22 protein-coding genes are annotated in these 26,839 nt (G+C 63.4%); 12 read left to right on the top strand and 10 right to left on the bottom strand.

Annotated features, from left to right (window positions below):
• Window positions 1-107 precede the first annotated feature (107 nt).
• Window positions 108-698, bottom strand: a complete 591-nt coding sequence (locus CH251_RS12480; RefSeq protein WP_230598250.1) for a TetR/AcrR family transcriptional regulator — start codon at window positions 696-698, stop codon at window positions 108-110.
• Window positions 699-842: 144 nt separating this feature from the next.
• Here CH251_RS12480 and fdxA point away from each other — a divergent pair, with 144 nt between their 5' ends.
• Window positions 843-1,163, top strand: a complete 321-nt coding sequence (gene fdxA, locus CH251_RS12475; RefSeq protein WP_032391755.1) for a ferredoxin — start codon at window positions 843-845, stop codon at window positions 1,161-1,163.
• 219 nt (window positions 1,164-1,382) lie between these two features.
• Here the strand turns inward: fdxA and CH251_RS12470 are convergent, their stop codons facing one another.
• On the bottom strand, window positions 1,383-3,923 hold the full coding sequence (locus tag CH251_RS12470; RefSeq protein WP_094613498.1) for a molybdopterin-dependent oxidoreductase: 2,541 nt from the start codon (window positions 3,921-3,923) through the stop codon (window positions 1,383-1,385).
• A gap of 390 nt (window positions 3,924-4,313) precedes the next feature.
• Between CH251_RS12470 and CH251_RS12465 the strand changes: the two genes are divergently transcribed.
• From CH251_RS12465 to CH251_RS12455, 3 genes are all read left to right on the top strand, one after another.
• Window positions 4,314-4,754: a CBS domain-containing protein gene (locus CH251_RS12465; RefSeq protein WP_094613497.1), complete on the top strand. Its 441-nt coding sequence runs from the start codon at window positions 4,314-4,316 to the stop codon at window positions 4,752-4,754.
• 370 nt (window positions 4,755-5,124) lie between these two features.
• On the top strand, window positions 5,125-5,352 hold the full coding sequence (locus CH251_RS12460) for a hypothetical protein (RefSeq protein ID WP_230598185.1): 228 nt from the start codon (window positions 5,125-5,127) through the stop codon (window positions 5,350-5,352).
• Window positions 5,349-5,585 carry a hypothetical protein gene (locus CH251_RS12455; RefSeq protein WP_032391365.1) on the top strand — a complete coding sequence of 79 codons (237 nt, stop codon included), beginning with the start codon at window positions 5,349-5,351 and terminating at the stop codon, window positions 5,583-5,585. Before CH251_RS12460 ends, CH251_RS12455 begins: the two co-directional genes overlap by 4 nt.
• Before the next feature lie 1,164 nt (window positions 5,586-6,749).
• Here CH251_RS12455 and CH251_RS12445 read toward each other — a convergent pair.
• The 5 genes from CH251_RS12445 to CH251_RS12425 form a co-directional block, all read right to left on the bottom strand.
• Window positions 6,750-7,901: an SAVED domain-containing protein gene (locus CH251_RS12445; protein WP_256979026.1), complete on the bottom strand. Its 1,152-nt coding sequence runs from the start codon at window positions 7,899-7,901 to the stop codon at window positions 6,750-6,752.
• A gap of 280 nt (window positions 7,902-8,181) precedes the next feature.
• Window positions 8,182-8,724 carry a Mov34/MPN/PAD-1 family protein gene (locus tag CH251_RS12440; protein WP_143537840.1) on the bottom strand — a complete coding sequence of 181 codons (543 nt, stop codon included), beginning with the start codon at window positions 8,722-8,724 and terminating at the stop codon, window positions 8,182-8,184.
• Window positions 8,721-10,277: a ThiF family adenylyltransferase gene (locus CH251_RS12435; RefSeq protein ID WP_094613494.1), complete on the bottom strand. Its 1,557-nt coding sequence runs from the start codon at window positions 10,275-10,277 to the stop codon at window positions 8,721-8,723. Before CH251_RS12435 ends, CH251_RS12440 begins: the two co-directional genes overlap by 4 nt.
• 11 nt (window positions 10,278-10,288) lie before the next feature.
• Entirely contained in the window at window positions 10,289-11,359 is a 1,071-nt protein-coding gene (locus tag CH251_RS12430; protein WP_032392318.1) for a nucleotidyltransferase, read from the bottom strand.
• A 179-nt stretch (window positions 11,360-11,538) separates the two neighbouring features.
• Window positions 11,539-12,144 carry a hypothetical protein gene (locus CH251_RS12425; RefSeq protein WP_094613493.1) on the bottom strand — a complete coding sequence of 202 codons (606 nt, stop codon included), beginning with the start codon at window positions 12,142-12,144 and terminating at the stop codon, window positions 11,539-11,541.
• 159 nt (window positions 12,145-12,303) lie between these two features.
• Here CH251_RS12425 and CH251_RS12420 point away from each other — a divergent pair, with 159 nt between their 5' ends.
• On the top strand, window positions 12,304-13,755 hold the full coding sequence (locus CH251_RS12420; protein WP_179273453.1) for a helix-turn-helix domain-containing protein: 1,452 nt from the start codon (window positions 12,304-12,306) through the stop codon (window positions 13,753-13,755).
• 650 nt (window positions 13,756-14,405) lie between these two features.
• Here the strand turns inward: CH251_RS12420 and CH251_RS12415 are convergent.
• Together CH251_RS12415 and CH251_RS12410 are read right to left on the bottom strand one after the other, a co-directional pair.
• Window positions 14,406-15,464 (bottom strand): DUF4238 domain-containing protein, encoded by a 1,059-nt coding sequence (locus CH251_RS12415; RefSeq protein ID WP_179273452.1) that lies wholly within the window; start codon window positions 15,462-15,464, stop codon window positions 14,406-14,408.
• 41 nt (window positions 15,465-15,505) lie between these two features.
• Window positions 15,506-16,681 (bottom strand): tyrosine-type recombinase/integrase, encoded by a 1,176-nt coding sequence (locus CH251_RS12410; RefSeq protein WP_032392315.1) that lies wholly within the window; start codon window positions 16,679-16,681, stop codon window positions 15,506-15,508.
• A 344-nt stretch (window positions 16,682-17,025) separates the two neighbouring features.
• Here CH251_RS12410 and CH251_RS12405 point away from each other — a divergent pair, with 344 nt between their 5' ends.
• Both CH251_RS12405 and CH251_RS12400 read left to right on the top strand, forming a co-directional pair.
• A complete protein-coding gene (locus CH251_RS12405) occupies window positions 17,026-17,841 on the top strand; it encodes an SDR family oxidoreductase (RefSeq protein WP_032392314.1) in 816 nt (271 codons plus the stop codon).
• Between the two features lie 52 nt (window positions 17,842-17,893).
• Window positions 17,894-18,898, top strand: coding sequence for a GAF domain-containing protein (locus CH251_RS12400; RefSeq protein WP_032392313.1), 1,005 nt, complete (start codon window positions 17,894-17,896; stop codon window positions 18,896-18,898).
• Window positions 18,899-18,992: 94 nt separating this feature from the next.
• Here CH251_RS12400 and CH251_RS12395 read toward each other — a convergent pair whose 3' ends face one another.
• On the bottom strand, window positions 18,993-19,445 hold the full coding sequence (locus tag CH251_RS12395) for a helix-turn-helix transcriptional regulator (protein ID WP_032392312.1): 453 nt from the start codon (window positions 19,443-19,445) through the stop codon (window positions 18,993-18,995).
• Between the two features lie 1,178 nt (window positions 19,446-20,623).
• On the opposite strand from CH251_RS12395, the gene CH251_RS12390 reads away from it, so the two are divergent.
• The 5 genes from CH251_RS12390 to CH251_RS12370 all read left to right on the top strand — a co-directional run bounded on the left by CH251_RS12390 (window position 20,624) and on the right by CH251_RS12370 (window position 26,703).
• On the top strand, window positions 20,624-21,904 hold the full coding sequence (locus CH251_RS12390; RefSeq protein WP_094613491.1) for a hypothetical protein: 1,281 nt from the start codon (window positions 20,624-20,626) through the stop codon (window positions 21,902-21,904).
• Window positions 21,905-21,954: 50 nt separating this feature from the next.
• On the top strand, window positions 21,955-22,548 hold the full coding sequence (locus CH251_RS12385; RefSeq protein ID WP_256979024.1) for a hypothetical protein: 594 nt from the start codon (window positions 21,955-21,957) through the stop codon (window positions 22,546-22,548).
• 74 nt (window positions 22,549-22,622) lie between these two features.
• The gene (locus CH251_RS12380; RefSeq protein ID WP_032392409.1) at window positions 22,623-23,279 is read left to right on the top strand and encodes a hypothetical protein; all 657 of its coding nucleotides are present in this window, start codon (window positions 22,623-22,625) and stop codon (window positions 23,277-23,279) included.
• Window positions 23,279-24,568 (top strand): ParA family protein, encoded by a 1,290-nt coding sequence (locus tag CH251_RS12375; RefSeq protein ID WP_094613490.1) that lies wholly within the window; start codon window positions 23,279-23,281, stop codon window positions 24,566-24,568. The genes CH251_RS12380 and CH251_RS12375 overlap by 1 nt, the downstream gene beginning before the upstream one ends.
• A gap of 38 nt (window positions 24,569-24,606) precedes the next feature.
• Window positions 24,607-26,703 carry a cutinase family protein gene (locus tag CH251_RS12370; RefSeq protein ID WP_032392408.1) on the top strand — a complete coding sequence of 699 codons (2,097 nt, stop codon included), beginning with the start codon at window positions 24,607-24,609 and terminating at the stop codon, window positions 26,701-26,703.
• The last annotated feature ends 136 nt before the right edge of the window (window positions 26,704-26,839 follow it).

The following is a 26,839-nucleotide window of genomic DNA, read 5'->3' as shown; positions in this document are numbered from 1 at the left end:
CGGTGCGCTGTCGATCATCCCAGCGGCCTTTCCCTTGTCAGGGGTCGCACCGAGGTGTGCTGTCGAGCGTCGGCATCGATGCCGTGGTCTTGGGGATCACCGCATCCTTACTCACCCTGCGCGGACGTGGGTGCCGCAGTCGTGATCAACACTTCCAGTTCGGCGATCACCTCGTCGATGGGTGCTGCGGATCTGTGTGTACGGCACAGGATCACCGCTCCCTCCACTGCGGCGATCACCATGGTGGACAGCCTGATGGACCGTGCCTCGTCGATTCCATCGTTGACCATGGCGGTAGTGAGGGCACGGTGCCAACGCGCGAAGATGCCTGTGATTGCCGGCTGGAATTCTTTGTCGTCGGGTGCGCCCCCGACGGCCAACGATACGACCGGGCATCCAGCCTCGAAATCGGACTCGACCAAGATCTGGGTCCAGAACGCTGCGAAGTTGCGCACTCCATCCATCGCGCCCAGGGTGGCGGACCGCTCTATCATGGTGCTGATAGCGTCTCCGGCGAGCGTGAGGGCTTCGGACACGATCTCTGCACGACCACCGGGGAAGTGGTGGTAGACAGAACCTCTCGGTGCCCCGCTGCGCTCGAGAATTGCGTCGACAGTCAGTCCGGCAGCGCCCCGTTCCCTTAGGAGTTCTACCGCGCTGTAGAGCATTTTCTGCCTGGTGTTGCCCCGGGTTCTCACGAGCGGTTCCCTCTCGATCTCTTTCGGACTGGCAATCTGCGGATGCTGTTGCGTACCAATGTTATATGTTATGTTGCCTACCATAATTGTGTGGCATGGCGCTTCTGCTCTGTCGTTGCTTCGATCTCCCAGGAGAAACCGCCCATGACGTACGTCATCGCTGAGCCGTGCGTCGATATCAAAGACAAGGGGTGCATCGAGGAATGCCCGGTGGACTGCATCTACGAGGGAACCCGGATGTTGTACATCCACCCCGACGAGTGCGTCGACTGCGGGGCGTGTGAACCTGTGTGCCCTGTCGAGGCGATCTTCTTCGAAGACGATGTCCCCCGCGAATGGTCGGAGTACACCCAGACCAACGTCGACTTCTTCGACGCACTCGGATCCCCGGGCGGTGCTGCGAAGTTCGGCAACGTCGCCGATGACACCCCGTTCGTGACAGGGCTGCCTCCCTCCGCATCGTGAGTCGCTGTACGTGAGTCGCTGTACGTGAGTGTCCCCGATGCGCCGGCCACGCGGAGTGAGCATGGTGATCGACCGCGCGACCGGCCCGTTCAGGGACGCTTCGATACAGTCGCCATCTCGATGGCGTGCCGCCACGAACGTATGCCCATGAATCCGTCCCTGCACTGGTCGCCGTGATCCGAAAAAGCTTGACTTGACACGAGATTCCGGTGTAGAGACCTACGACACGGCCGGCTGTGCGGTCAGCCTCTCGATGCGCGCCGGGGTGTTCTTGTGCCACGGGCTGCCGAAGAACTTGTCCCGCCTGACGGTGGAGGTCAGCATGTTGAGTGCGACACCGACGACGGTGTCACCGCCTTCGCTCGGATAGCTGACTCCCATACCGTTCGGCAGAGAGATATGACCGGCCTGCATCATCGCGCTGATCTCCACGGGTGCGAGGGCCGAACCACTGGCGGTGACGATTCGAACGGTCTCGCCCGTCGTGATCTCGAGTTCGCGAGCATCGACCTCGCTGATCCGCAGCGCGCCCTCGCGGTCCCGGCGCCGCCACTCGGGGTTGCGGATGATCACATTTGCGGTGAACGACCGGCGTTCGCCCGCGGACAGAATGAACGGGAACTCTTCGGTCGTGTACGACGGTTCGACTGCTGTGATCGTCGCCAGTTCGTCGAGCAGGTCGGGGATAGCTGCGTGAATCCTGCCGTCCGCGTGCTGAATGTATTTCCAGGCGTCCTCGTATCGGTCGTCTGTGAACATGACACCTTCGCGTCGGGTGTGCAGAGCAGTGAACAGCTGCTCACCTTGCGCGAAGCCGCGACCGGTGAATCCTGCCCGCGCTACCGCGTCGGGCTGGGAGATCGCGCACAGATGAGCGAACCCCCAGATCAGACCCATTGCCTGGTCACCGTCGGGGAGGGTGGTGCCGAGGGTGCGATAGAGCAGATACGGCACGAGTCCGGTGAGGTCGGATCGCGCGTGGATGGTCGCGAAGAACGCCAGCGCGAATGCCTCCCTGCCCACCCTCGCGGCCGCCGTCAAGTCCTCGATCAGCGCGGTTTCGACGACACCGAGTCGATCGATCACTGCGGCGTAGATCTCCGGTTCGGGTCGTGTTCCAGGCATCGGGGTCAGAAGGGGTCCGCGGACCTGAAAGGTGTTGTGCGGGAAATGCAATGTGAACAGCGAGGACTCGTATTTCTCGAACTGGCTCGATGCAGGCAATACGTAGTCCGCCTGGCGTGCGGTCTCGGTCATCGCGACATCGACGACCACCGATAGTTCCAGCGCCCGCATCGCCTGCTTGAAGCGGCGCGAATCTGCCAGGGAGTGAGCCGGATTCGACGAATCGATCCACATCGCCCGCAATCTGTCGGGGTGCTCGTTGAGCACCTCGTCCGCGATCGAATTGCATGGGATCAGTCCATTGAGAATTCGGGCACCCATGGCGGGGGTTGTTCCGTTGCGCTCGTTCATGCCCACTGTGTGCGCGATCTTGCCCGCGATCGGTACGGCCACTGCCTCGAAGAATGCGTCGAGTGCGACGCTCGCCGTCAGTTCGGCCACCCGTTGCGGCCTTCCGCCGTGACGCTCGGACCTGGCCATGAGCCGCCGGGCGGGGGTCGCGCCCATGCGCATCGCCATGCTCCCGACTCGGCGACGCAGGGTCGGCCATCGGCCGATTCCTCGTTCCGGGGGAATCGCGTGCCAGCGACCCGCCAGAGGAAACATCCATGAATGAATGTGCATGCCACCAGATTTGGCGAAATTGCCGGTGAGTATCCACAGCATCTTGTTCAAGTAGGCGACGAGGGTGCTGTTCGGCGATTGCTGGACCCCGAGGTCTTCGTAGACGGCCGCGCTGTCGGCTGACGCTATGCGGCGCGCGACAGTGCGAATCAGGTCCTCGTCCACTCCGCAGCACCGGGCGTTCTCGGTGATGTCCACCTCGCGCAGCGCGGCCAGTACCTGCTCGACCCCGGTGGCGTGAGTGTGCAACCAGGCGGTGTCGTGCAGCTCTTCCTGCACGATGGTCGCTGCGATGGCCGAGACGCACCATGCGTCGGTGCCGGGTTTGATCTGCAGGTGGTAGTCGGCGATGTTCGCGGTTTCACTGACGCGAGGGTCGATGACGATCAAGGCACGCTCGGGGTCACGAGAGAGTTCGCGCAGTACCGGGCGGGCGCGAGCGACTCCGTGCGACTGCCAGGGGTTCTTGCCGACGAAGATCGCCACTTCGGTGTTGTCGAAGTCGCCGATGGTGTGATTGCCGTAGAGCTGCTGGTCGACCCACGACTCGCCGGTTTTCTCCTGCGCCAGGGCGTTCGACATGTACTCGGCACCTACCGCATGGAACAACGCTCGGCCGTATGCGCCGCCGAGGTGGTTGCCTTGTCCGCCTCCGCCGTAGAAGAAGATCGACTTGCCACCGTGGGTGTCACGGACGGCTGAGAGCTTGGCGGCGATCTCGTCGAGTGCGGTGTCCCAGTCGATCGGTTCGTACTCCCCGTCGGGAGTGCGACGCAAAGGGGTGTCGATCCGGTGTGCGCCGTTCTGGTACTTGTCCAAACGTAGCGGCTTCTCGCACGTGTAGCCGGCCGACCCCGGATGTTCCTTGTCGCCGCGAATCTTGAGCAGGGTTCGGCCGTCGGTCTGGACCTCGAGTCCGCAATTGCATTCGCAGAGGATGCAAGCGGACTTCTGCCAGCCGGCCGTCGTGTTGTCGGCGGTGGTGTCCTCGGATACGGGCTGAGTAGTCATGGGCGCTCTTTCGGTGTCATCGGTGTGCGTTGATCTCCGAGCGGTCGCACTCTGCTAGGAATTCGGCTTGTGCAGAGAGTGCATGCGCGCAGTTCGAGCGGCACCACAACTCTCGCCTCGGTTTGTACGACCCCACACAGGGCTCGTCGCCCGTGTAGAGCCGTCACGGGCTCGCCGCTGCACACACACGCGCAGCGAAGAACATCGCTATTATTGACTATGTCATAGTATCTACATCCGCTGGCGTGACAACCCCGATACAACTACGAACCACATCAGCGCGTGTGCGCAAAGAACATTCCGCCGACGCAGCCAGCGGGTTGGAGCAGCCCACGATCTCCGAAGGAGTGGTGCATGTCCGGAGGCCACCGACAGGGGTGTTCCGACGAAGTGACAAAAGTCGAGTCAGCCGCATGGGCGTCGCCGCTGGATCTCACCGGCGCTGTGCGGGACCACATGCTGCGTCGCCCTAGGTGCCACCCGCTCGACCTCACGGTCGCCGGGGCACGCGCCGTCTTCGCTGCGAGCCCGAAACACCATCTGCTCCTGCTCGTCGGAGGCGATCGGCTCGCCAGCACGGTGTGCCGCTGCGACCTCGACTGCGCCCCTGATCCAGGCTGTCCCGCCTCGACCTTCGGCACAGTTCAAGGGCGCACCATCAATGCTCACGCTCCGATCGCGGTCGTCCACCAGCACATGGTTCGACATCGCATTCGACGTCTGGCAGTGGTCGATGACGCCCGCCACCTGCTCGGACTCCTCTGCCTGAAAGCACGGATGGACGGGTTCTGCACCGACGCCGGTGTCGAGGCGATGCGTGACGCTCGGTGACGTCTGCGCGCCGCGTCGTCACATGACGCGGCTCAGCCAAATTCCCCAACCGCGCTCACCAAAATTTGCGGGGCTTCTCTCTGATCTGGCGTTGCGATCTCGCAGCCGCCGTCTCCCAATAACGGTAAGTCGCGAGCTCGTCGCTGATCTAGCGGTCGACACCGCTGTAGCGGCGTAGCCGAAGTCCTCGCGCGACGCCGGCGTCGGCCGGCATGCGAAACCGGAGGCGCGCCCAGTGGGTTTGAGTCGACCGGAAGGTTCTCACCGAGGTGCGCATAACCGTCCACGGGCACAATTCGTTCGCTGAGCGAAGTTCTTGATGAACTGCTTCAATATCGATATGACTGTGTCGGGGAGTAACACAAACAAGTTGAATGCCGTTGGTGATGTCGTCCAGGTCGTTCGAGCTGACGGCATAGTCCTTGCCGGAACGATCGTCGAGGACTATGCCGATTCATTGCTCGCTGCCGACGATCTCGGCCGCGACTGGGCGCGACCGCATCGATGGGGGGTCGCGCTCGACACCGGTGTGCTCGTTTTCGTCGACGATGCCGATCTCGTCGAGGGAGAAGCCGAACCTACCGGGAGTAGTCGGTGAGCGATCAGGTGAGCGACCCACTGGTGGCATTTGCGGTGAAATGGGAGCCCTACGGCGGTGCGAGCGCGGACGATGTTCTCGTCGAGTTCGGACTGGACATGAGTGAGTACCGGCTCCGCCTGTTTCAGAAGATCAGCCGCGCTGACCGCGCCGGTGTGAGCGCGCCGCTTCGTAGTCGGCTGGTCTCCTACGCGTTGGTTCCGGTGCATCGCGCGCCGCGCATCGGCAAGTAGGCCCTTCCCCGCATGTGATGCCGGGCGGCGGCACCCGAACTAACCGGGTTGGGACTCGGGCCCCTACCAGAGGTTCCAGATTCCGACTCGGGACATCGCAGCACTAACCGAGCTGCGATGGACAGACCCCGTCGCCGCGGACCGCTACATCCTCCAGCTCCTGGCACCCGTCGAACAGCAACGATGGACGGAACTGATGGCTCACGCCGACATCGTTCTGCTTCAATACGTCCTACGGGGTCGCATCGCCGAGTAGCCACCCCAGATCGTGCTGCGGGTGATGCAGCTAGTCGTGAAGCCACGACTTCAGTTTCACGTCTACTTCTACTGATCTACCGTGCTGGGGGCAATCATTCTTGACCGCAATGTCGGCAATCGGCCCGGCGACGGCATCTCCTGTGCCCTCCAGCCTCACTTCGTTGGCTACAACCTCTTCACGCGAGGAACCCCGATCGCTGAACTGCGTGCAGATCGCCCGCAATTTGCTCGGCATCATCCGGGGAAACTGCCACACCGAATGCAGCCGACAGCTGATCGACCGCAGCATCACGGGCCCGGCTGAAGTGCCTCCGCTGCGTCGCCATCGGGGATCGCGGAGGGTGTCGCCGTGACCGTGGGAACCAGATGTGGCGCGGCGGGATCGAAGGTCGAAACATCCCCGGTTCACAAAGGTGATGCCACACGGCGATCAGATCGATGAAACGGGGCGACGACAACGCCGACCCGATCCTGTTGTCTGCTCGCCCTTGTCCGGAGCGCAACGTCTCCGCGCGTTGCGCTGCTGTGAGACCGCCGCTGTCCATGGCAGCAGGCTTGAGAGCTGACGCGTCACTGAGCACGCTCAGGACTGGCCGGGCGAAAGCGGGCCATGCTGGCACAGAAGTGCCCCACGCCGAATCGATTTCAGTCACAGCGATCTCGTCGCTTTGAAGCTTCGGAAGAGCGGCGCGTCGCGACCCTTGGAGTGTCTATTCGGTCACCTTCTCGCGGGAGATGGCCCCGCTCAGCTGTGTAGAAGCACTGAAACGATTGCACCGCACGGGGCCGTGCGGAAGTTACCGCACCGTCAAGATTTGTTGACGTTGTATTTGTGATGTCTGTATCGAAACTCGACTAACAAGGCACTTCTGACATTCTTCGCGAGCCTCCGACGGTCAAGGGCGTCTACGCGTCCGCGGTGAATGCGTGAACGTAGTCCTGCCCTCCGAGGTGCTCATATACGTGAGTGGTCGTGACGCGGTTCCAGTGGTGGCCCATCAGAACTGCGAGGCCGAGTGGGCCTACGAGGAAAACGTGCAAGGCTCTGGAGCTCGCGTAGCGGCGAGCGACATTGCGGATCTCGACGGCGAGGCTGTTCGCAGCCGCCGGTGTTGGAACTACTTTTGGACCCGTTCCCGTCGACGGGGTCGCCGTCACGATGGTGGCGACAGGCAGCTCGGTCCGACGGATCCATTCGGTTGCCTGGCTAGCTGCGTCGTATGAAATGTTGACGATGACCGCAATATCCGGCCCAGCATCGACAGATTCTTCCGTCACGTCTAGCGGAAACGGCGTGGTCGTCTCTTCGCTGGTCCAGATCTGGTCGCTCTGTCGTACGCCGACTTCGTAGCCCAGGACGCTTCGTAGTACGGCACCCACCATGAATCCGGTGGCCTGTCGCATGTGTCCGCCGACGAGAATGCGCCGGGAGCCGCCGAGCTGCATGGGCACGGTGGCAATGTCGGAAGCCAGCTCGGCCCAGGTATGAGGCGGAGTTGGCGCCACCCGATTCCAGTGCTTCTCCCCCGCGATCCGATCGACCCAGTCGATGCTGACCGCAGCCTGGTCGGCGACGTCGTCGTGCTTGATCGTCGCGATCGACACGGTCGTCCATGGGGACCCGGCGTTCAGACCCAGTACCGTTACGGCGTTCTTGATGTCGTCGAGGGTGAGGTTGCGGTGTCCGGCGATGACCTGCTTTGCAACCCAGTCGGAACTCAGATCGACCGATTTCTCGTCGGATCGCAAACCGTTGGCAGTCATCAGGAGTCCGACATCGCTACGCAAGCTAGGCAGGTCGTACGCGATGTCGAGGTAGAAGTCGTCGAGGAAGGACAACAGGGCTGCTTCGTTGGTGCCGGCTGCAGTTGCCCACGCCGCCCGCGCCTTTCCCATGGCACTCTTCGAGCCACCTTCCGCTGCTCGTGGCAGAAGGCGTTTGTCGCGCCCATCGCGTTGCTGCAGTAATAGGTCGGTAGGGTCGCCGGTGCGGTTGGTGGCCAGGCGTAGTTCCACGGCGGTGCCGTCGGCGGTCAAGTTCTTGTGTGCAGTGACCATCTTTCCGAGAATGCCCTCGTCGTCCAGGTAGGACAGCCCAACTGCAATTTTGTTGTCAACGGCGTACTTGACTTGTGTGTAGGCGTTCGGGGGCTGTGCTCGGTACCGGACGACATCGTCGACATTGCCGACGCCGGGTGCTTCGACACCAACCGCGACAATCGGATTGTGCGTGTTCTTTGTGAGATCTTGATGTAGAGCTTCCATACAGGCGCGCCACGCGTGAAGCCACTGGTAATGATCGCCGGCGATCCTGACGCCACTCGAACTAGGCATTTCGTTAGCAGTCACGATGGGCTCCTGGCGAGTCGGTGTCGGGTGTGGTGAGGACGGCGGTCTGGTCGAATGGTGCTGCGCTGGCGCTTGGGAGTGGGCCTGTAAGTCCGATGGTGCAGATTCGGGGTGCGAAGGTGCTCATACGACGTGCGTCCAAGGTGTAGCCGTTGTCGGTTCTGCGTACCACGATTTGCGTGGGGTTCGCCGCCCGTGGTTTCGTCATCGAGATCAGCGCTAACGACGCCAGGTCGGTGGTACTCGGGCCCACGTCGCGAGGGTGGCTGTGCCAGTCCCCGAGGTATCCCAGCCTGTCGTCGATCGCTCGTGCACGCAGCACGGCGGTGTGTGTGGCGCCGCCGGGAATCCAGTAGTGGGACCGGCCGCGATCGGTTGACGCGATCTCGATGGTGGTCACGATCCAAGGGTGTCCATCGGCATAGACACCGATCAGAATGCCTCCGGTCTCGACGGGGTGCGCACGCGTCGCTGCGTCGACCATCGTATTCCGGGCGGACTCGGTGATCCTCAAATGCATGCTGGTGTTCACGGTGCGTCCCGCGGGTCCAACACGCCAGGGCGATCGAATGGTGGCTGCATCGGGCTGAGCACCGTAATGCGTTCGTCGGGTCGCAGGCGGCACCCGGTCAGCAAATCCAGCACAGCGTTGGAAATTTCGGATGCGGCGGTCAGGACCGCGGTGGGAGGGGCATTGTTGACCGGTGCGGTGCATCCGAGTTCTAGAAATCCCGCCATACCCGACGACGAAAGATCGTGCGGCAGTACGTGGTAACGAGGGTCCTTCGGCCGCGCAGCAATCGGGGTGTCGCCGGCCGCTTGTCGCTGCACGCGGACCATCACTCCGTGATGGAAGAGTGCACCAGCTATTAGCGGAATCCCGCGTCGACGGCACACCTCCGCGAGTGCTGCAGTCATCGGCAGCATTCCTGTGCAGTCGACGACCACGTCGACGGTTTCGATCGCTGCGAGCAGTCCGGCTGGGTCGTACGGTAGGTCGGCGTTCTGGCTCACGTCGGTCCAGGGTGCGTGTTGCTCGATGGCAGCGGCTACCGCCTCTGTCTTGGTGGCACCCACGAAATGGGGTGTACCGACGTGGCGAACAAGGTTGGCAGTGGTCAGGTGATCGCTGTCGTGTAGGTGTATCGCGCCCACACCGCTAGATGCCACGGCGACGGCGACGTGCCCGCCGACAGATCCAGCACCGGCTATCAGGAGTGTCGTTCCGCCGAGCAGCTCAGCGTCAGGGCCTGCGCGTTTCCGCAGCGCCCGTGTGTCGTTGGATGTGGCCGACAACGCCGCCGTGCCCAGCGTGTCACCGTCGCCGGTGATGCCGAGCACGACGGCGTCGTAGTCGTCATCGTGTCGCGGCCAGGCGAGCACGATGAAGTCGTGTCCGCCGCTCGGCTCAGGGAACTGCGAGAGTGATCTGTTGGCCAGCCCGTAGGTGAGGTTAGTGCGTTGCCGGCGGGTCAGTGCCGCCCGAACGTCATCGAGGGTGCGCGGTGGTCGGGTGAGGTGGTTGCGGAGGTAGAACGCGCCGGTGAGAACGGGCTTGTCAACCGTGTTCGTATTTGGATGGATGCGGTGTTCGATGAGCAATGTTTGGCGTTGTACGGTCGCGGACAGAGCAGCAATGAAACCGTTGGTGCCGCGAACGATCAAGTCGTGCAGGGGTAATTCGGCTCGGTAGGTGCTCTGCCCATCGTAGAGACGGTGCGCGTCGAGTGCTCGATCCTCGGCATGAAACCCGTCGCGGGCACCGGTGGCCCACCGGTCGAGACGACCCCATAGTTTGCCGAGCTCGCGGCCGTCTATCTGAGCTGGGTCGTCTTCGGCCCACAGGCAGATCATGCCTTGTGCATCGTGTTCGGTTCGTAGACCAGGCACGAATATGTGTGCGTAGCGCAGTGGCCACCCGGGAAAGAACTGGATGTGCATTCGGGTGCTGTCCGTGAGGGGCTGCAGGCTCGCCCGAATCGGCCCCGTCCACCGTGGGTACTGCTCGTCTCCTCCGGGCGAAAACCCGGCGTTGACCATGTCCGAGCAGAACCTATCGAACGCAGCGTCGTCGTAGGTGTCCAACGGAAGTCAGCTCAGCGCTGGTGGAGGCGGTTCAGGGCGAAACCACGAGGTTGGTTGCTGCCCAGAGCGTCGACGGCGGTGATGGACCCGATGGGGAAGCCTGCCGCGTCACATCCATCGGGCAACGGGAGTATCTGTCCGCGGTCGTTTGTGCCTAAAATATCGCGCCATAGCTTGGCGGCCCGGCATCTCTCTGCGGTGAGCGCCTCGCGCGCTTCGCCGGCCAGGCGCTCGAAGGTCTGACCCGCCGATGTCCACTGCCACGGGTCGAGGGCAGGCTTGAGCGGCGTGCCGAGAATGGGGTCGGGCAAACCGTCCTGGGCGCTGTCGAGCAGTCGTTGGGCGACGTGTTCCATGGTGGAGGCCAGAAGTTCCGCCCAGGATGTTCCGGTGACCAGTCCTTGTTTCCAGTCGTAGTAGGCGGCGATCTCTACGAACAGCCCGCCGGGGCGCTGCCCCTCGAGATGGACGTGTCTTACCTGCCGCAGCAATCGCACGATCGGTCTGTAGGCATTTACTGCGCCGACGGTTGGACTCGTTGGCGCGGTGGCCAGTGTGTCGGTGTTATCGGCGAACTGCACGGGATTGGTCTTGATCCAGCGCCCCTCGTCGTTGTCCCACTGGTCGCGGTCGCGGTTGGGGATTGCCCAGTGGTCGCCCCAGGGCACGGCAGGTACCGCGTCGATCGCGAATGAGACGTCGCTGAAATGGTCCTCGGGATCGGGGAAGTCGATCTTCAGTGATCGTGACTGTCGAGTGATCCGGCCGTCCGGGTCTTCGCCTTTCACGCCGTACTCCTCGACGAGAACCCGTTCGACGGCGTTGTAGATCTTCTCCGGGCTGTGCCGTACAGACAGATTCCTGAATCGCAGGAAGACGTCGACGTCCTTGCCCGGGTACCGGGCGGTCTGGCGGGCGTAGGAGCCGATGAGCCTGGTGTCGATGCCCCACCCACCCAGTTCGGGGTCGGCTTCGAGTAGATTCCGCACTTCGGTGTGTGCGGCAATCGCGCGGTCACGTTTGTCGCCGTGGATGCTGACGTTGCGGACTGCTTGGGCGAACTCGTCGTTGAGTGGATGCATGATTTTTCTTTCTCCCGTCCCTGAAACAAACGATAGGTGCTGGGTCCGACAAACTTTGTTGTATTGACTAGGGACGTTGTTGACGGCGTGGCAGTGATTGATCTTCTTCTCTTTTGAAACGGCACCCGAAGTCGAAGGTCTCCACCCTCACCCTGCGAGACCAAAGCCAGATGGCGACATCACCGATGGTGAGCGCCTGCCACACCGCGAATTCTCAGGAATTCCTCACCAACCACCCGCAGATCGACTGCCACCGAAGTGCCACCAACGTCCACCGGTGTCCGACCCGGCAAGCGGACGACCAACGTCGTCGGGTCGATATACCGCAGAATCGGCATTGCGTTCGACTCGCCCAAACCATGAGCGCTGGACATGACCATCCAGTGAAACGCGCCGAAGGCGTTGTAGGGCTCGCGAGCGAACTGGTCTATTCGCTCATCGAAGTGTTCGAGTGAGTCCCGGACGCTCCTTGACTTGAGCGGAGAATCATCGGCGACTTTCAACCTCTCGCGCAGCGCTCGACCTCTCTCTGCTCGCCACGGATCACGGTCAAGGCCCGGTATCGGCCAAAGCATCTTGGACGCGAACGCGGCCGCAGAAAGACTCACCGTAATACCTGCCACCAGCTCTACATCCTTATTGCTTCGATCTGCACGGTCCGGGCGCACCGCAGCCTCGATGAGGCCGATGCCGAAATCGAACAAACTCCCCTGCCGCGCAACTTCTTCCACGTACACGTGGATCGCACCAGCGATGTCACGGTCGTCGTCATCACCGGTGGCCATGACTCCATTATTGCGATGCCAGAGCCACCTGGCTGGATAGGCCACCATCCAGACGCTCAGAACGCCTGCTCGACGCCTCCCGGGCAGCAGATCCCTCAATTTGCGACTGGACCGACCTACCAGCCGTTGTGAGTCTTACGACCGATTACGGTGATCCGCGTGGCGATATGGCGTGAACAGTCCCTGGAACAGATCATCGGCGGCCCGCTGGAACTCGAGTCCCTGTCGGAGGCCTCCATTCGCGCCGTGGTCGAGGCAGTCCCTGCCGAGTCCGGACTTGTTGAGTTCAAAGCGGCCGGGGCATTCGACTCCCACCCGCGCACCGCGAAACAAGCCGGCGGATGGACACAACAACACGAGCGTTCTAAAGACATCGCCGCGCTTGCCAACGGCACCGGAGGTTTGATCATCTTTGGTGTCACGGACGCTGCTACAGGTAGCGACGTCGCAGGTCGGTTGAGCCCTCTCGACCGCCCCGACATTACCCGCGACATCGAGCAGTACCGAAAAGACATTCGCACCTGCACCTCCCCGATACCTCTGTTCGATATGTTCGAGATACCTGCTGCAGAACGTGGTTCGTACATCGTCGCCGTCGTGCCACCCAGCGCACTGGTCCCGCATGCAGTCAAGACCGGTACGAAAGACAAACCTGCTTTGGTTTTTCCGGTGCGCGCGGTCGGCGAGGCCCAGACACGCTTCCTGACCGAGGCAGAACTGGCAGACATGTACGCACGCCGAATTCGGAGCGCGGCGGACCGGACCCGTCGCGCGAACGCACTCTGGGACACCTCCAGCCGAACACTTCGCGACCGCGGCGGGCACGGTGTGTGGGCGGTGGTGTGCGTGAGCCCCGACGCACCCGTCGATGACACACTGTCCGTGTCCGCGCGCCGCGAGATCACCGCCTGGAATAACAGACGTTCGTTCCCCGACGGTATGATCGGAATACACGCGCACAGTCTCGACTACCCCTTCCCAGGTCCAGGATTTGTCGAATACACCCAACTTGTCGCAACCCATCTCGGCACACAAAAACAGGTCGCTGAACCTGGAGCCACCTCGGCATACCGCGCGCTCTACGCCGACGGATCGGGGATCGCAGCAATCAAAGTCGGCGACGAGACCACCACCGACTATTTGGCCCTTACTCTCGACGAGATCATCGACGCCCTGACCACCTGCATCCCACACCTTCTCGACTGGGTTGGTGACCGGTGCGGAACTTGGGGACCGGCCACCATGACGACCTCGCTCGTCGATGTCGACACAGATGCAAACTCCTTCTCGAAACCGGTTCGACTTCAGCCCGGAGACACGCACTCTTTCGTCCACGCGCTCCGGCAAGCGCACAGGCCAAACCCCCGCGTACAAGCGATCGACCTGTCCACCACCACGACGATGCAGGATCGGCTTGCGCACACCTATCAAGCCGCCGCCGCCCAGCTGCAGATGTTCGGCCTCATCGAACCGGACCTCCTCGCCCCCGACGGACGAGTCCGCACAGTCGGCTTCGACGGCCGCCACCGGCACCATGTCCAGGACTGGTGCCAACGCCACAACGTGCCGATGGACGCGCAAACATGGCCCGACTCCGTACGGGAAAGTTGAACCGAACAGGAATATGGTTCTTATCGCCGCTGCACCCAACTGGAACGTTGCAACTACTGGCGTTCGAAGGGCCGGGACTCGAGTCAACCCTCGCCGAGTACTCCGCATCCAACTCGTGCAGAGTCAGCAACTGACTTGTAACGTTTCCGGCCCCACCGGCAGGGTCCCGCACTTGCGGATGGGAGGCGATGTAAGCGAAGGCGTCGTTCAACTTGCGAAAGACGTTGCTGAAGGCGTTGGAATCTGGCACCGCGACTGCTTCGTGGTTCGGTTCGAGCCCAGCGGGGATCGGTGCTTCAATGCTTGCATCCCGGGGAGGCTGACCGACCCAGACAAACCCATGATCGCTCAGTGGTCGCTACCCGGCACCACTCAACCCGGTACTGACCCCGGTTGATCCAAAACCAGAGCGGACACAGATCGAATGGGCCTCGCACTTCGAGTCGTTGATGCTGAAATTTTGACTAGAAGAAGGATATTCGCATTCGTAGAGGCTGGCGGCGCAAAAGTGTTCTTACGCATGGATCGTCGGAAGAGCGGATCCGTTGTCGTCATCACGGACGATGGCGTGCCCGCTCGCAGCCGCACGTGAACCCAACGCGCAGCCCGGTATCCCGAGTGTGGGCCGCGAGCCGTCGGAACCGGACATATCAGCTTGCGGGTTGTCGGTCATCTCCTGCGTCTCGGGTAGAGGCGGGTGTTCTCGCACGACGCAAGTGGGCCATGGCCTGCACGGTGCCGATCAGTTCTTCGACCCCGCTGGTGTCGACCTCCACCTCGTTCGGTTGGGGAAGATCGTCGGGGACGACATGCGCGTCGTCTGGATGATGCAGGACGTGGTGCCGTGCATTGCTGATCGTTGCGTCGTTGAACAGCCTCGCCCACCTGGTCGAGGGCGAGAGGACCGCATCGAGCGTCCCCGCCCAGACATGCTCGACCGCTACCTCCGCCTCGATCATCGGTTCAGGATTTCCCATCAGCAGCCCGATGCGTCGCGTAAGTGGGAATGTGATCCCCCATGCATTCTTCAACCCGACGCCTAGGTTCGGGTCGGCGCGCGGGTGTGGAATGAGGGAAACCGGTGTGTCGCATGTCAATAGAGTCTTTGTCTGAAATCTGATAAGAGTCCATGGCCGCCCGCGGAAGTATTTGATTGTCGCTGGAAGCAGCTCGGTCAATTGCTGCATATGAGCTAGCGCCGTCGCGTCCGTCGGGGCAATCCCCGGTTGAGTCGCGAGACGCCACAGGGCGTCCGCCTCGTTCTCGGTGAGGTCGTCGATGCCGCGAGTTCGGGCCGACTCGGCAAAGTTGTCGCGTCCGGCTGCGGCGATGTAGAGGCGGTTCATCGCTGTGGACAACTGACCAAGATGGTTCCGTTGACTCGGTCCGCGCAAATTCTGCAGTGCGATGAAGGTGGCGAGGACATTCCGGTCCTCGTGGTTCAGCGGCCACGTTCGGTCCACCTCAATCTTCTGGAAAATCTTCGCAGTGGCGTCCTCGATTCGTCCGAACTCGCGCTCGAAGAAATCGACGGGCTGCGTGTCGTGCTCGACGTTGTAGAAGTCGCGCGCGACAGTGGTGCTCTTCGTTGAACGAGTCATACGGATCAGGCCGGGTAGCTTGACCACTCCGATTTGCTTCTGGGCGTTGGCGAACTTGTTCAAGTAGAAACGCGGAACTGTGTGTTGATTTCTAACGATGGTCGGCACGCTCGGACTGTACTGCTCCGCACCGACGGGCTTGACTGGCGCTATAGGCCGATATTGATGACCGCGTTCCCGACCAACGGGGCGTGCTCTCGGCGATACACCTGGACAGAGTCGAGGCTGGCGTGACCGGTTTGTCGGGCGATGGCGGATCCATCGGCCCCGTTGCGGGCGCCTTGAGTGACGAAGCCGGCGCGGAGCGAATGCCCGCCGAGCTTGGCCAGCGCTGTGGGGTCGTAGCCTGCGTGTTCGGCCCGGCGGCGAATGGTCTGGTGAATCGCGGCCCCGGATAGCGGCGTCGCGCCGAGATTGCCGTTCTTCGCAACGGCCCGGAGCAACGGCGATCGTGCGGCGGTGCGTGGCACTCCCCCACGGCACACATGTCTGTCAAAAGGTTCCCTTTTGCGCAAGAGCCGGATGACCGACGGTCGACCGCCGACATCGAAAGCGGCGACGACCTCAGCCCAGCGGACGTAAGCACACGGTGGGCAGGTTTCGTGGGACTCGGTGTAGGGCAGGGCTTTCACCGTTCCCCTGCCCACTTGGTCGGTCTTCGACTTTCGTAGCCGGACGTGGAGTCCGTCGTGCCGGTGCACTGCGACATCTCCACACATCAGGTCGGATAGTTCGCTGCGTCGGAATGCGCCGGCGAACCCGAGCAGCAGAATCGCCGAATCACGACGTTCGAGGACTTCGTCGGCCCATCCGGAGCACCGGTCCCGCGCGGTCGCGACCAGCAATCTGATGTCGTCGACCAGCAACGGGTCTCGCGGCATGCGTGGCCGGTCCCCCGATGCGGCGTACTCCCGTCGTATCCCGGACAGTGTCGCGGTGACCAACTCGTGCGCCGACGGGGACAGGTGGCCGGTGGTGCGGTGGTGATGGTTGATCGCGGCGATCCAGGTGCCGAAGGTGGCGACGGCGTAGGCCCGCTCCCCTTGTTCGGTGCGGGTGTCGGCGGCGTCGACGAGGTAGGCGGCGACGGTGATCGGGTGCGCCGGTAGTGTCACGTGACCATTCGTCTCGCACCAGCTGGTGAAGCGTCTCCACGCAGCGGCGTAGGTCTTGCGAGTTCCCTCGGACCGGGAGGAGTGCACGGCACTCGCGATCCGCTTCGCGACGGCGGGTGGGATCTCCGGCTCGACCGCGACCGACCTGTCAGCGTCAGCACTGCCCGCAACGGTGGTCACGGCAGGTGTTCGGCCTGGTCGGAAGTCCATATCGGCAGCCTAGCGCAAGTCACCGACACGTCTGCAGCGCAAAACTATACTGAGCTGGTGTTTCGCCTAAGACGGTGCGGAAAATGCAATTTACCGCGGACACATCCGACCTACTTTTAGACGTTACTCAATGCTGACCGTCGTGCAGGATGCGGTGGCAAGACTCCCGGCCCCAAAAGTCATTTTCACGCCTATGTTTCACCGCATGTTCGAGCACCTCCGTACGAACGCATCCGCACTAGGTACAAACCGAAATACAGACCAGCTGGTTGCTAGCGCGGCTGCCAGCTGTTCGTTACTGTGCCTAGTTACCAAAGGCAGCGAGGTGTGGGAGGCGGGGTTAGATGCCAGAGGAATGGAGAGCAGCGGTCACCGGCGCCGGTTCTGGGGTCGGCCGCGAAATTGCGTTACAGCTCGCAAGCCAGAACTGGTCACTCGCGCTCGCCGACAGCAACTACGACGCCCTCCTCGACACACAGTCTCGATGTGCTGCGACGGCCGCGATCGCGCGAGCGACCCGTGTCGATGTCTCCAGCCGGGCCGAAATCACCTGTTGGGCCGCATCTTCGCGCAATGGGCTCGGCGGTATTGATGCGGTCTTCAACGTCGCAGGTGTTCTATATAGCGGCGATGTCATCGACACTCCCCCAGCTGATTTCGATCTCGTGATGGCGACCAACTTCGAGAGCGTCGTCAACAGCTCTCGCGCGTTTCTGCCGGACATCTTAACGTCACGTCGAGGTCGAATTGTCAACGTGTCGTCCGCATTTGGAGTCATGTCCGCACCAGGCTACTCGGCATATAACTCATCCAAATTTGCCGTTCGGGGCTTTACCGAAGCCCTGAACCAGGAACTGCGCCTGGCGTCACGAACCGCGCGTGCGACCTGTGTGATCCCTGGTGGACTCAAGACGTCGATCGCTCGGACGGCGCGGGCGGCACCGGGCGTTGATCACGCGCGGACTGCCGATTTTTTCGATAGCCGCATAGCCCGAACCACCCCCGAAGTGGCCGCCCAAAAGATCATTGCGGGTGCGTGGAGGGGGAAGTCGCAGGTGACAATAGGGAACGACGCCCGCCTCGTCGCCGCGACAACGCGCGTGCTTGGCCCTCACTACCAACGGCTGCTGCCTTCGCTCCTAGCACTGCGACGGACCTAACAAGTCGTCATCAACAGAAACCACTCACCAGACCTGCGGGGGTCGGTCAACCATGTCGAATAGCTGGATCCTGATAGAGACGTTCGGAGATGAAGAGCCGTCCGTGATCGGAGTTGGGTCCTCGCCCAAGTCCTTTGTTTCACCTCGTCAAGTTCTGCGCAGCTCCGCCAGCCGCAACGAGGCACTGGCCGCGGTGACTGAGACGCTTGGTACGGGAGCCATGGTGGATCGGCTGTCCAGAGACCGATACAGGCGAGTACTGGCCGAACCACTGCAAACCTTCGCGGGCCGTACGCACGGGGCATGGGTGTGGCTCGGCCGGCGCGATGAGACTCCACCTCCGCGAGACGCCGCCGGGGCGTGGCATTTCAACCTCACTAAGAGCACAGCAAGCGGAAGCAATGATCTACTCGATTTGTACCGCGTTCCGCAAAACGAGCGCGAGACCCAGCGCGCACTCGCGGGAGCGTTCACCCGACTTGTCACCAACCGTGACGAGAGCGAAGCTATGGCCAAGATCGTGCAGTCAGCACCGGGCACTACCCATCAAGCAGTTTGGACAGTGAGACGAGACGACGGCGAACTTCGGGCCGCGCACTTCTCGTGCCGGATGATTGCCGAAGACCAGGCTGCTGGCACCGAAATAATCCTGAGGGGCATCACGCATGACATCGGCCCCGCAGGTGAAATCACTATCGCTCCCCCACCCACGATACTCGAGCATCGTGTCCTGGAGGCGTCAACCAAGGAGGGCGAGTACCGCGCACTGGTCAACCTCAGGACTCTGAACTTGTTGCGCTGGTACAACTCTGAACCTACACCGAATATCTGCTGGGAAAACCTTCCCGACGAACCGGTACCGGCCATTCATCCGGACGACGTACCAATTGCGAAGCAAATGTCGAATGCACTCGCACGCGAACGCACTAACGGCGTGCTTCGATTCAGAACTCTCGACGGACGTTGGAAGCCGATGAAAGTCAACGCGGTTTTGGTCTCGCTTGATCAGCACACCACGGCCGCACTTGTCACTCTGACCGAATTGTGCGAAGAGTAAAAATCTCGCGGATCCATGCGGATCCACAGAGACTATTGCGGACCCAGGTCGATCGCAGCGCCTGCACTGCACGTACGTTTAATAGTTGCGCTTTTTATAAGGACTGCGCGCGTGTCGTGCGTGCATCGCGAGTTCGACTCCATGCAGCTGCCACCGTTCGGGTGGATACCCCATACGCTTCCGCAAGCGACTCGATGCGCTCCTCCGTCTCAGGCTTGCGCCCCCGCTCGATGTCGGCGAGAACAGTGGCCGACATCCCCAACATCCGCGCAGCGTCGCCCTGGGAAAGCGCCGCATGCACCCTCAGGTCGGACAGTTTGAGCTGAGACTCCGGAATCGGAACTAGGGCTGCGACCGACGTGTGCAGGGCATTCGCGATTCGACCAAGGGTCGCTGGCGGCGGCGTTGAACGCCCCGTTTCCCAGGTGGATACCGCTTGCCTAGTCGCTCCCACAGCCGCCGCAAGGTCGTCAGCACTGAACCCAGCGCGTACCCGAAGCTCGCGCAACCGATCGGCCCGAAATCCACGAACCCCGCTTCGCGGCACTGTCCCCACTCTCTATCGACCTTCCAAGACAGCTTCATCTTCCTCGATCCACGTCAACCTCGACGTCTTGTGCGTTTTATAGTTGCGCGCTACCGTTGCAGCTATGCCCTCGGCCGTTCCGATTTCCACAACCTTCAACCAATTGCGCGGTGCACCAAACCTGTTCTACAGTCCTGTTGCGCGCCCAAAAGGGATTCCTCGGTGCTTGTCGCTCTCGGCACCGCTTGTAGCGCGGGACATCAGGACGGTTTGCTCACAGATTCCGTCCGATCATTCATGTCGGGAGTTCCACATGTTCGCGTCTTTCGCCCTTGCCGCATCGCAATTGCCGTCGACGGCTGAGATCAGCATTTGCCGTCTTCGCAGTTCAGCGTTGGGCCGCTACGGACGAGGCGCGACTGCAGGTGCATTCGCCCGACATCGCTGCTTTCGCCGGGGTTACGGGGGCGAATCAAAGTGAGTGCCGCACGGGATGCGATGGTGCCAAGTTTCCTGGCACAGAAACAGTTCTGCGCGTCAATCGTCGTAAATCGGACACATGGCGACTTGATTGCCTGCTCGCTCGATTACGAGCATTCCGGTCGCCACCAATACATCGGTGACGACGGAGCCCTGCTAGCCGAATGGGGTCCATCTACATCATGCAACGAGCGGTCCATCCCTACCCGTAAGCCCTAAACCTGGCAGTCCGGGCTGCAACCCGACTCGGGTGGGCTCTCGCTGATAGTCCCACTCGGGAGCTACAGGAGCTCCCCCGCGCCCTTTAGCTCGACCGGCGGACCAGCGCGAGGGTCGCGCAGTGAGCGCATTTCACCATGTTCAGCGCTGCGCGGCCCCGCCCGGACATCACCCCTCGAACTCACACCCGATCTCACAGAGAGGATTTCGATACCCGATGTGGATTTTCCAGCAGCCGTAGTTCTGGTCGGCGGTCTTCGGCTGGCTCTGAGCCTCTAGCACGTGATGGGTGCGTGCGACTGGCCCACAACCTATGGATCGCACGCACCCATCCATTTCTTTTCACCGAATTGCCTGAAACCAATGGTCGCCAGAACGGTTGCTCCGCAATCGCATTCACCAGCACGACCCGACCATCGGGTCGCACCAGGAAGGGATCGACATCAATGCCAGTAACACCGGGCACCGGACACCACCGCTCATCCAAGAAGCGAGGGCGGGTGATCAAATCGCTGCCCGCCATGGCTGCGGTGACGATCGCAGGCCTGACCATGCAGGCCGCTCCCGCTCAAGCTGCACCATCGCAGCCGGGAGTGACCAGTCCTCAAGGATCACAACCGGGAGTCACGAGCACACCGCAGACGGCACCGGCCACCCCTCCGCCGCCCGCTCCGAAACCGCGTGAGTACTTGGACGGCTACCAGCCCTCACCACAGGTGCAGCAAACCCCGTCGCGTAGCTACGACGACTACCTGGCCGGTAACCAGCAGTCCTCGAACTACCAGAACACCTACTACGAAGCCCCCGCTCCGCAGGCCGCCCCGAGCGAAGCACCCCCGGCATTGCAGGCAACTCCGCCGCCCCCGCCGCCGGTCCCGACGGTGCAGCGCAAGGTCATCGCCCCGATCGAGGCCCCGCCCGGAACCTTCATCGCCGGCGGCAAGCTGGTACCGGTCGATACCAACATCGTCGACCAGAACCTGCTCACACGTACCAACAACACGTTGCAGGCAATACAAGCCGACGGCGGAAACTGGCTCGTGGACAACGGATTCGCCGACGCGCCACGCGCCGACCGGATCGCAGCGGGTACCGCGACCGGTGTCATCACCGGTGGCGCTGTCGGCCTCGCGGCATCGGTGGTCCCGGCCGCGGTGATCACCGGCACCGCTGCTGCTATCGGCGGCGGACTCGGATTGGCTGCGACGACCGCGGCTACACCCGCGGTCATCTGGGCCGGGCCGGTGGGGTACATCTTCGTTCCCGGCGCAGCAGCACTTGCCGGTGCCGGCGTCGGCGCAGCGCTGTCGGCACCGATCGTGCTGGGCCTGACCGGCACCGGCGCTGTCATCGGCGGCATCCTCGGTGCCACCGTTCTCGGTGGCGAGCAGCAGATCGTCGAAGAGCCGGCCCCCGCCCCGGCGGTTGTTCCCCCGGCCGTCGACAGCGTCCCGGCGATTCCGCCGGCCGCGACAGTCGATCTCCCCGGACCCGTCGGGCAGGTTCGCGACACTCTCGCTGCCGACCCGGACGGCCGCCAGGTTCTCGCGGCGGCCGACACTGCAGTTCAGAGCGCGGCTCCGATCGTCGCCAAGGCCGTCAGCGATGCGTCGGTGTGGACCGCACCGGCGGCCTCGGCGGTGCAGGGCTTCACCTCGAAGGCCCTAGAACAGCCGCATGTGGCTCAGACCGTCGAGACGGTGCAGTCGGCTGCAGCTCCTCTGGTCGATCAGGCCACTGCCGCTCTCGGCGGCTTGCAGGCGGCGTTCGCACCCGCCTGATTTCGCCCTACAGCCAGCTAGTTGAACCAGCCAGGAAGGACGAATTCCAGATGATCCGCCGTTCGACGACATCTCCGATTGCCAGTGCCACCGGCCCAGCCCGATCAGGGGTGACGTCGAGCTCGACCCGTGTGCCGCGATCGCGCCGACGCGCGGTCGCGGCAGCCGGGGCTGCTGTGGTGTTCGTGGCCGTCGCCGCCGCTGTGTTGTTCAGCGGTGGCGACTCCGAGCCGGACACGACAGCCACCGATACGGTTATCTCTTCCTCCGTCGCGCCGACAACCGTTGCGGCCGGGCCGGATTGCTCGATGCCGACCGGTGATCAGAACAGCGGCCCAGGGGTCATCGCCGCGTTCGAGCACGCCTACTACGTCCAGCAATCGGGCACGGCCGCGCACGCTCTGGTGTCACCGAACGCCCCGGCAAGTGCCCCGTTCACCGTCGAAGCCAACCTCGACGCAGGTATCGCCACCGTCCCGGTCGGCACCACCTACTGCCTCGACATCGACCCGCTGCGCACCGGTTCCTACACCCTCACTCTCACCGAGAGCGGCCCGAACGGGCCTGGGACGCAGTACCGCCAACGGATCACCACCGACCAAGTCGACGGTCGCTACGTCATCGCCGCCATCGAGCAAGCGTGATCACCCACCGCCGCCACAGCGCGAGATCGCCGCAGCACCGCGGCGAACAGCCACCACGAAAGGAACGCCAGGACATGAGCGATGCAGCGAGCGAATGGGCCGAGGCCGCCACCGCAGTACGACAGGCACGCGAGACCCTCGAGGCGTCGACCGCGAGCGAGATCCGCGCATGGGCCGAAAAGTCCGGGCTGACCGACTGGTCGATGTGGCAGAAGATCAAACGAGAGCTCTACAAGCAGCTCGACCTGGACTACGACGGATTGCGCGCCAGCGAGGCCGAGCAGGTCACCGACGCGGTCGCCTCCGCTGCGTCGGCCGCACCGCTGGTCGAGCTCTACGCCGCAGGCGATGAGCGCGGCAGCTTCGCCGTGGTCGGAGACGGTGACGAAACAGCCTGGTACGGAACATTTCACGCCAAGGACGCGGTCTTTCGGCAGGGCGATCAGACCTCGGCCGACGACTCGGCGGCCGGCAAGGCAGCCTTTCTCGCCGGCAAGCTACGCGAAGAGCTCGACGCCCCCGCGATCCGGCTGATTCTGCATATCTCCAACCCGCACCTCGACGGCACGCGGCTCGCCGCCCTCGCCGCGCGATACGGAGTGCACCTCGAACGCCTCGACATCGACGACGAGAACCCGGCCACCGTGTGGTGCGAGGTTCCCGGTCACCGTCCGTGGCAGGCCATCCGACTCTCCGATCTGCTCGTCGACGATCAAGCGGAGGTCGGCTGATGGCCGAACAGCACCCACGCCCAGACGTCGACAACCCCGTCGCGGGGTACGAAGCCGAGGACACCGTCAACCTCCGCGCTCAGCGCCTGCGCCGACCCGAATCCGAACCGGACGAACAGCCTGCAGAAGAGCCGGCCGACGACACCGCACCGGACCCGTACGGGGTCGGGCAGGACGCACTGGCAGCGGTCGAGACACCTGATGTCGACCCCGCAGCGTTCTACCGAGCACGCCTGTTCGACCGCCAGGAAGAAGACCCGACCGCCGAGCCCGCCGCAGCAGGCCTGAGGGGCCGGATCAACGCCGCCCTGGGAACTCATCTCAAGCCCAAGCCCACATCGGCCGAAGTCAGACTGCGTCAGTCGATTCGCGTTGTGCAGCAGCCACTTCCCGGATGCTCGGTGGTCTCGGTCATCAATCCCAAGGGCGGAGCAGGCAAAACTCCGACATCGGTGCTGCTCGGTTCGACGTTCGGCAAGCACCGTGGCCACGGGGTGACAGTGTTCGACGCCAGCGAATCACTCGGCAGTCTCGGCGATCGCGCCGCCCGCACCACCGATCCGGAGCTCACGGTGTGGGACCTGCTCGACCACGCCCACGAGCTGGCGTCCTCGTCGGCGGTCTCGGGATCGCTCAACGCGTTCCTGCGGCGTCAACCGACGATGGAAGACATTCTCGCGGCGGACAATTCGGCCGACCGTGAACGCAATCTGGGGTGGGACGAATGCGCCGCGGTGATGGCCGTGCTGCGCCGACACCGGGACCTGATCGTCATCGACACCGCCGCCAATCCCTTGGCCGAGTCCTGGCAGTGGGCCGTGCAGCATTCCGATGCCCTGGTCGTTCCGCTCCCGCTACGCCTCGACATCGCCCGGCAGGTCTATCAGATGCTCGAGGGCATCATCGCCCGCGGCTACGGACACCTGTTGGCGTCGACGATCGTCGTGACCTGTGCAACACCCGATTCCAACCCGCAGTTGGCGTCGGCGGTCTTCGAGGATCTGCGCAATCTCGGTGTCCAGGACAGCAATTTCATTCAGGCCCCGTACGAATCAGCGCTCGCCCGCGGCGATCGGATCGTCTACAAGGACCTCCCACCCGCCACGATCGAGGCCTACACCAATGTCACCGCGCTGGTCGCCGACAACATCGCCGCGGCACGAGCCGGCGCGGCCTATCAGTTCACCGATCCGTATTCCCCGCAGCCGATGAACCGCCAGCCCGACAGCGCACCACCCCCACAGCTCTCGCAGTGGGAGCGGCACAGCCGCGACCGTCGCGGAGCCTGACCCGTCCCCACCCCGCTCGAGCACACGAGGAGAACACCATGACCGGCCAGAGAACGCTCACCACCGCGCTACGACGACCGCGCTCGGCGCACTCCGCGATGGCAGCAGCCGCCGCGGTGGTCCTGGCCTTGGGCGCTGTCCCCGCACACGCCGCACCGGCAGCGACGGCGACGACCTCGTGCGCGAAGTACGTCGCGATCATGGCCCCAGGAACGTGGGAAACCAACGCCGCGGCGAATCCCACCACCCCGGTCGGGATGCTCGCCACCGTCGGTAACGCCCTGAAACAGAAGTACGGCAACGACATCGAGGTCTACTACCCCGCGTACGCGGCGTCGGCGTTCGACAAGGGCCGTACCTACGCCGACAGCAAGGAAACCGGCAAGAGCGCGATCAACAACATCCTCACCTCGGCGTGCGCGACGTCGAAGTTCCTGCTCTCGGGCTACTCCCAAGGCGCGGACGCCGCCGGCGACGTCGCCGCCGAGATCGGCAACGGCCGCGGTGTCGTTCCGGCCTCCCGGATTCTCGGCGTCGGTCTGGTCGCCGATCCGCACCAGGGCACCGCCGGCGGCACCGTGGTCGGACCGAAGGTCGACGGCCAGGGCATCGGCGGGGTCCGGCCCGAAGGCTTCGGCTCTCTCGCCCCGGTGGTCAAGCAGCTGTGCAATCCCACGGACCTGTACTGCTCGACGAACGCCGGCAAGGACGGTCTGCTCGCGGGCCTGGGCAAGGTCCTGGCGAACAAGCCTGTCGACCCGGCCACCACCGGCGGACAGGCCGGAACCGGGCCTACCTCTGTTTCCTCGACGACCCAAGCCGCATCGAGTACCGCAGTGCCGTCGACGACCGCGCAGGGCGGTGTCACCGGTGCCGGGACACAGCCGGGCGCGACGCCGACACAGGCCGGAGGGGTCAGCGATTTCTCGTCGTCGCTGGTCTCGGACTTCTCCCGCGTCGATCTGGCCGGTGCTGCGAACACCGCATCGACCCTCGGGGAGCGGGTGGCCACCCTGCCCGATTCGGTGGGAACCAACCGCACTCAGTCGCAGGTCGCCAGCGTCGGGGCTTCGGCGACATCGCTGCTCAACACCCTCGAACCGGTCGCCGACGTGCAGTCGGTGATCGCCGCGAACCCCGGAATCCGCTCGACTCTCGACACCGCACCGGAAGGATCACCGGAGGCGCAGACCTCGACGGTGCTCGACGCGCTGGACCAGATCGACATTCCCGCAGTCCTGAGCACAGCGACCTCGATCGCCGACACCGCCTCGTCGGTGCTGGGCGGCACCGGCACCACCGCGGGCCTCGCCGGCACCGCGTCGACCCTGAGCGGGCAGGTCGCACCTTTGCAGTCCGTGTCCCCGGATGCGCTGACCTCGGCAACGCAGGTGCTTTCGCTGCTCAAGCCGAAGACGGTGGTCAACCAGGTCGTCAACGTCGCGACCGGCTTCACGAGCCTGGACTACCAAGGCATCGTCGACAACCTGATCGCGTTGCCGCAGAAGGTCGCTGCTCTCGATGTCGCGGGATCGCACAAGATCGCCGGTGATCTCAACAACCAGTTCGCGCCGATCGTGAAGATGGCCGCTGGCGTGGACCTACACACCTTGGCGGCGTTGGTGGCGATGATCCCCGACCCCAGCGGCTCGGCGCAGATCGCCTCCCTGGTGTTGAGCTTGCTCGGCAACGTCGACGTGATCCGCCTGGCCAACGATGTCGGCGCGATTCAGGAAGTCGCGTGGAAGATCCTCGAAACCGGCAACCTCGCGGCCACCGCCGAACTGCTGCCCATCGGGCTCGACCTCGCCTCGGTCGCGGTCGGCGTGCTCACCGGATCCTCCAAGACCAGCCCCGACCAACTCGGATCACAGACCCAGGTCACCGGACAGTCCGCAGCGATCGGCCAGCAAGCCTCCACCGGCGATTTCGCCGGTCTGGCAGGCAGTCTCGTCTCACTGGCCTCGTCGCCGAGTGCCGGCGATGCCGCGGAGCTGGTCGGTGCCGGTATCGACGCCGCGACGTTCTTCGCCTCCGGTGCGCACCAGTCCTACGGCGACTTCAAGGTCGACTCCACCGGCCGCAGCGCCCTGCAATGGCTCATCGACTTCTTCACCCAGAAGATCGGGGGCTGACCGGCGGCCACCGAGCAGGCTCTGCAGCCGGGCGGGCATGACGCAGAGCAGCCGAAAACTACAGCACCACAACCTAACTACACGTACCCACCACAGGTGTCCGGGCGGGCACTGATCATCTTGTCGATTCGTGAGG

Origin of the sequence: Rhodococcus sp. 06-462-5 (genome assembly GCF_002258315.1) — a bacterium.
Taxonomy (GTDB): Bacteria; Actinomycetota; Actinomycetes; order Mycobacteriales; family Mycobacteriaceae; genus Rhodococcoides.
This window is presented reverse-complemented; position numbering and strand designations above follow the sequence as displayed.

Excerpts from the sequence above, each read along its gene's own strand:
- fdxA (WP_032391755.1), top strand. The coding sequence starts at position 843 with ATGACGTACGTCATCGCTGAGCCGTGCGTCGATATCAAAGACAAGGGG.
- CH251_RS12470 (WP_094613498.1), bottom strand. The coding sequence starts at position 3,923 with ATGACTACTCAGCCCGTATCCGAGGACACCACCGCCGACAACACGACG.
- CH251_RS12445 (WP_256979026.1), bottom strand. The coding sequence starts at position 7,901 with ATGGTCACTGCACACAAGAACTTGACCGCCGACGGCACCGCCGTGGAA.
- CH251_RS12430 (WP_032392318.1), bottom strand. The coding sequence starts at position 11,359 with ATGCATCCACTCAACGACGAGTTCGCCCAAGCAGTCCGCAACGTCAGC.
- CH251_RS12425 (WP_094613493.1), bottom strand. The coding sequence starts at position 12,144 with ATGGCCACCGGTGATGACGACGACCGTGACATCGCTGGTGCGATCCAC.
- CH251_RS12410 (WP_032392315.1), bottom strand. The coding sequence starts at position 16,681 with ATGGACTTCCGACCAGGCCGAACACCTGCCGTGACCACCGTTGCGGGC.
- CH251_RS12405 (WP_032392314.1), top strand. The coding sequence starts at position 17,026 with ATGCCAGAGGAATGGAGAGCAGCGGTCACCGGCGCCGGTTCTGGGGTC.
- CH251_RS12400 (WP_032392313.1), top strand. The coding sequence starts at position 17,894 with ATGTCGAATAGCTGGATCCTGATAGAGACGTTCGGAGATGAAGAGCCG.
- CH251_RS12385 (WP_256979024.1), top strand. The coding sequence starts at position 21,955 with ATGATCCGCCGTTCGACGACATCTCCGATTGCCAGTGCCACCGGCCCA.
- CH251_RS12380 (WP_032392409.1), top strand. The coding sequence starts at position 22,623 with ATGAGCGATGCAGCGAGCGAATGGGCCGAGGCCGCCACCGCAGTACGA.
- CH251_RS12375 (WP_094613490.1), top strand. The coding sequence starts at position 23,279 with ATGGCCGAACAGCACCCACGCCCAGACGTCGACAACCCCGTCGCGGGG.
- CH251_RS12370 (WP_032392408.1), top strand. The coding sequence starts at position 24,607 with ATGACCGGCCAGAGAACGCTCACCACCGCGCTACGACGACCGCGCTCG.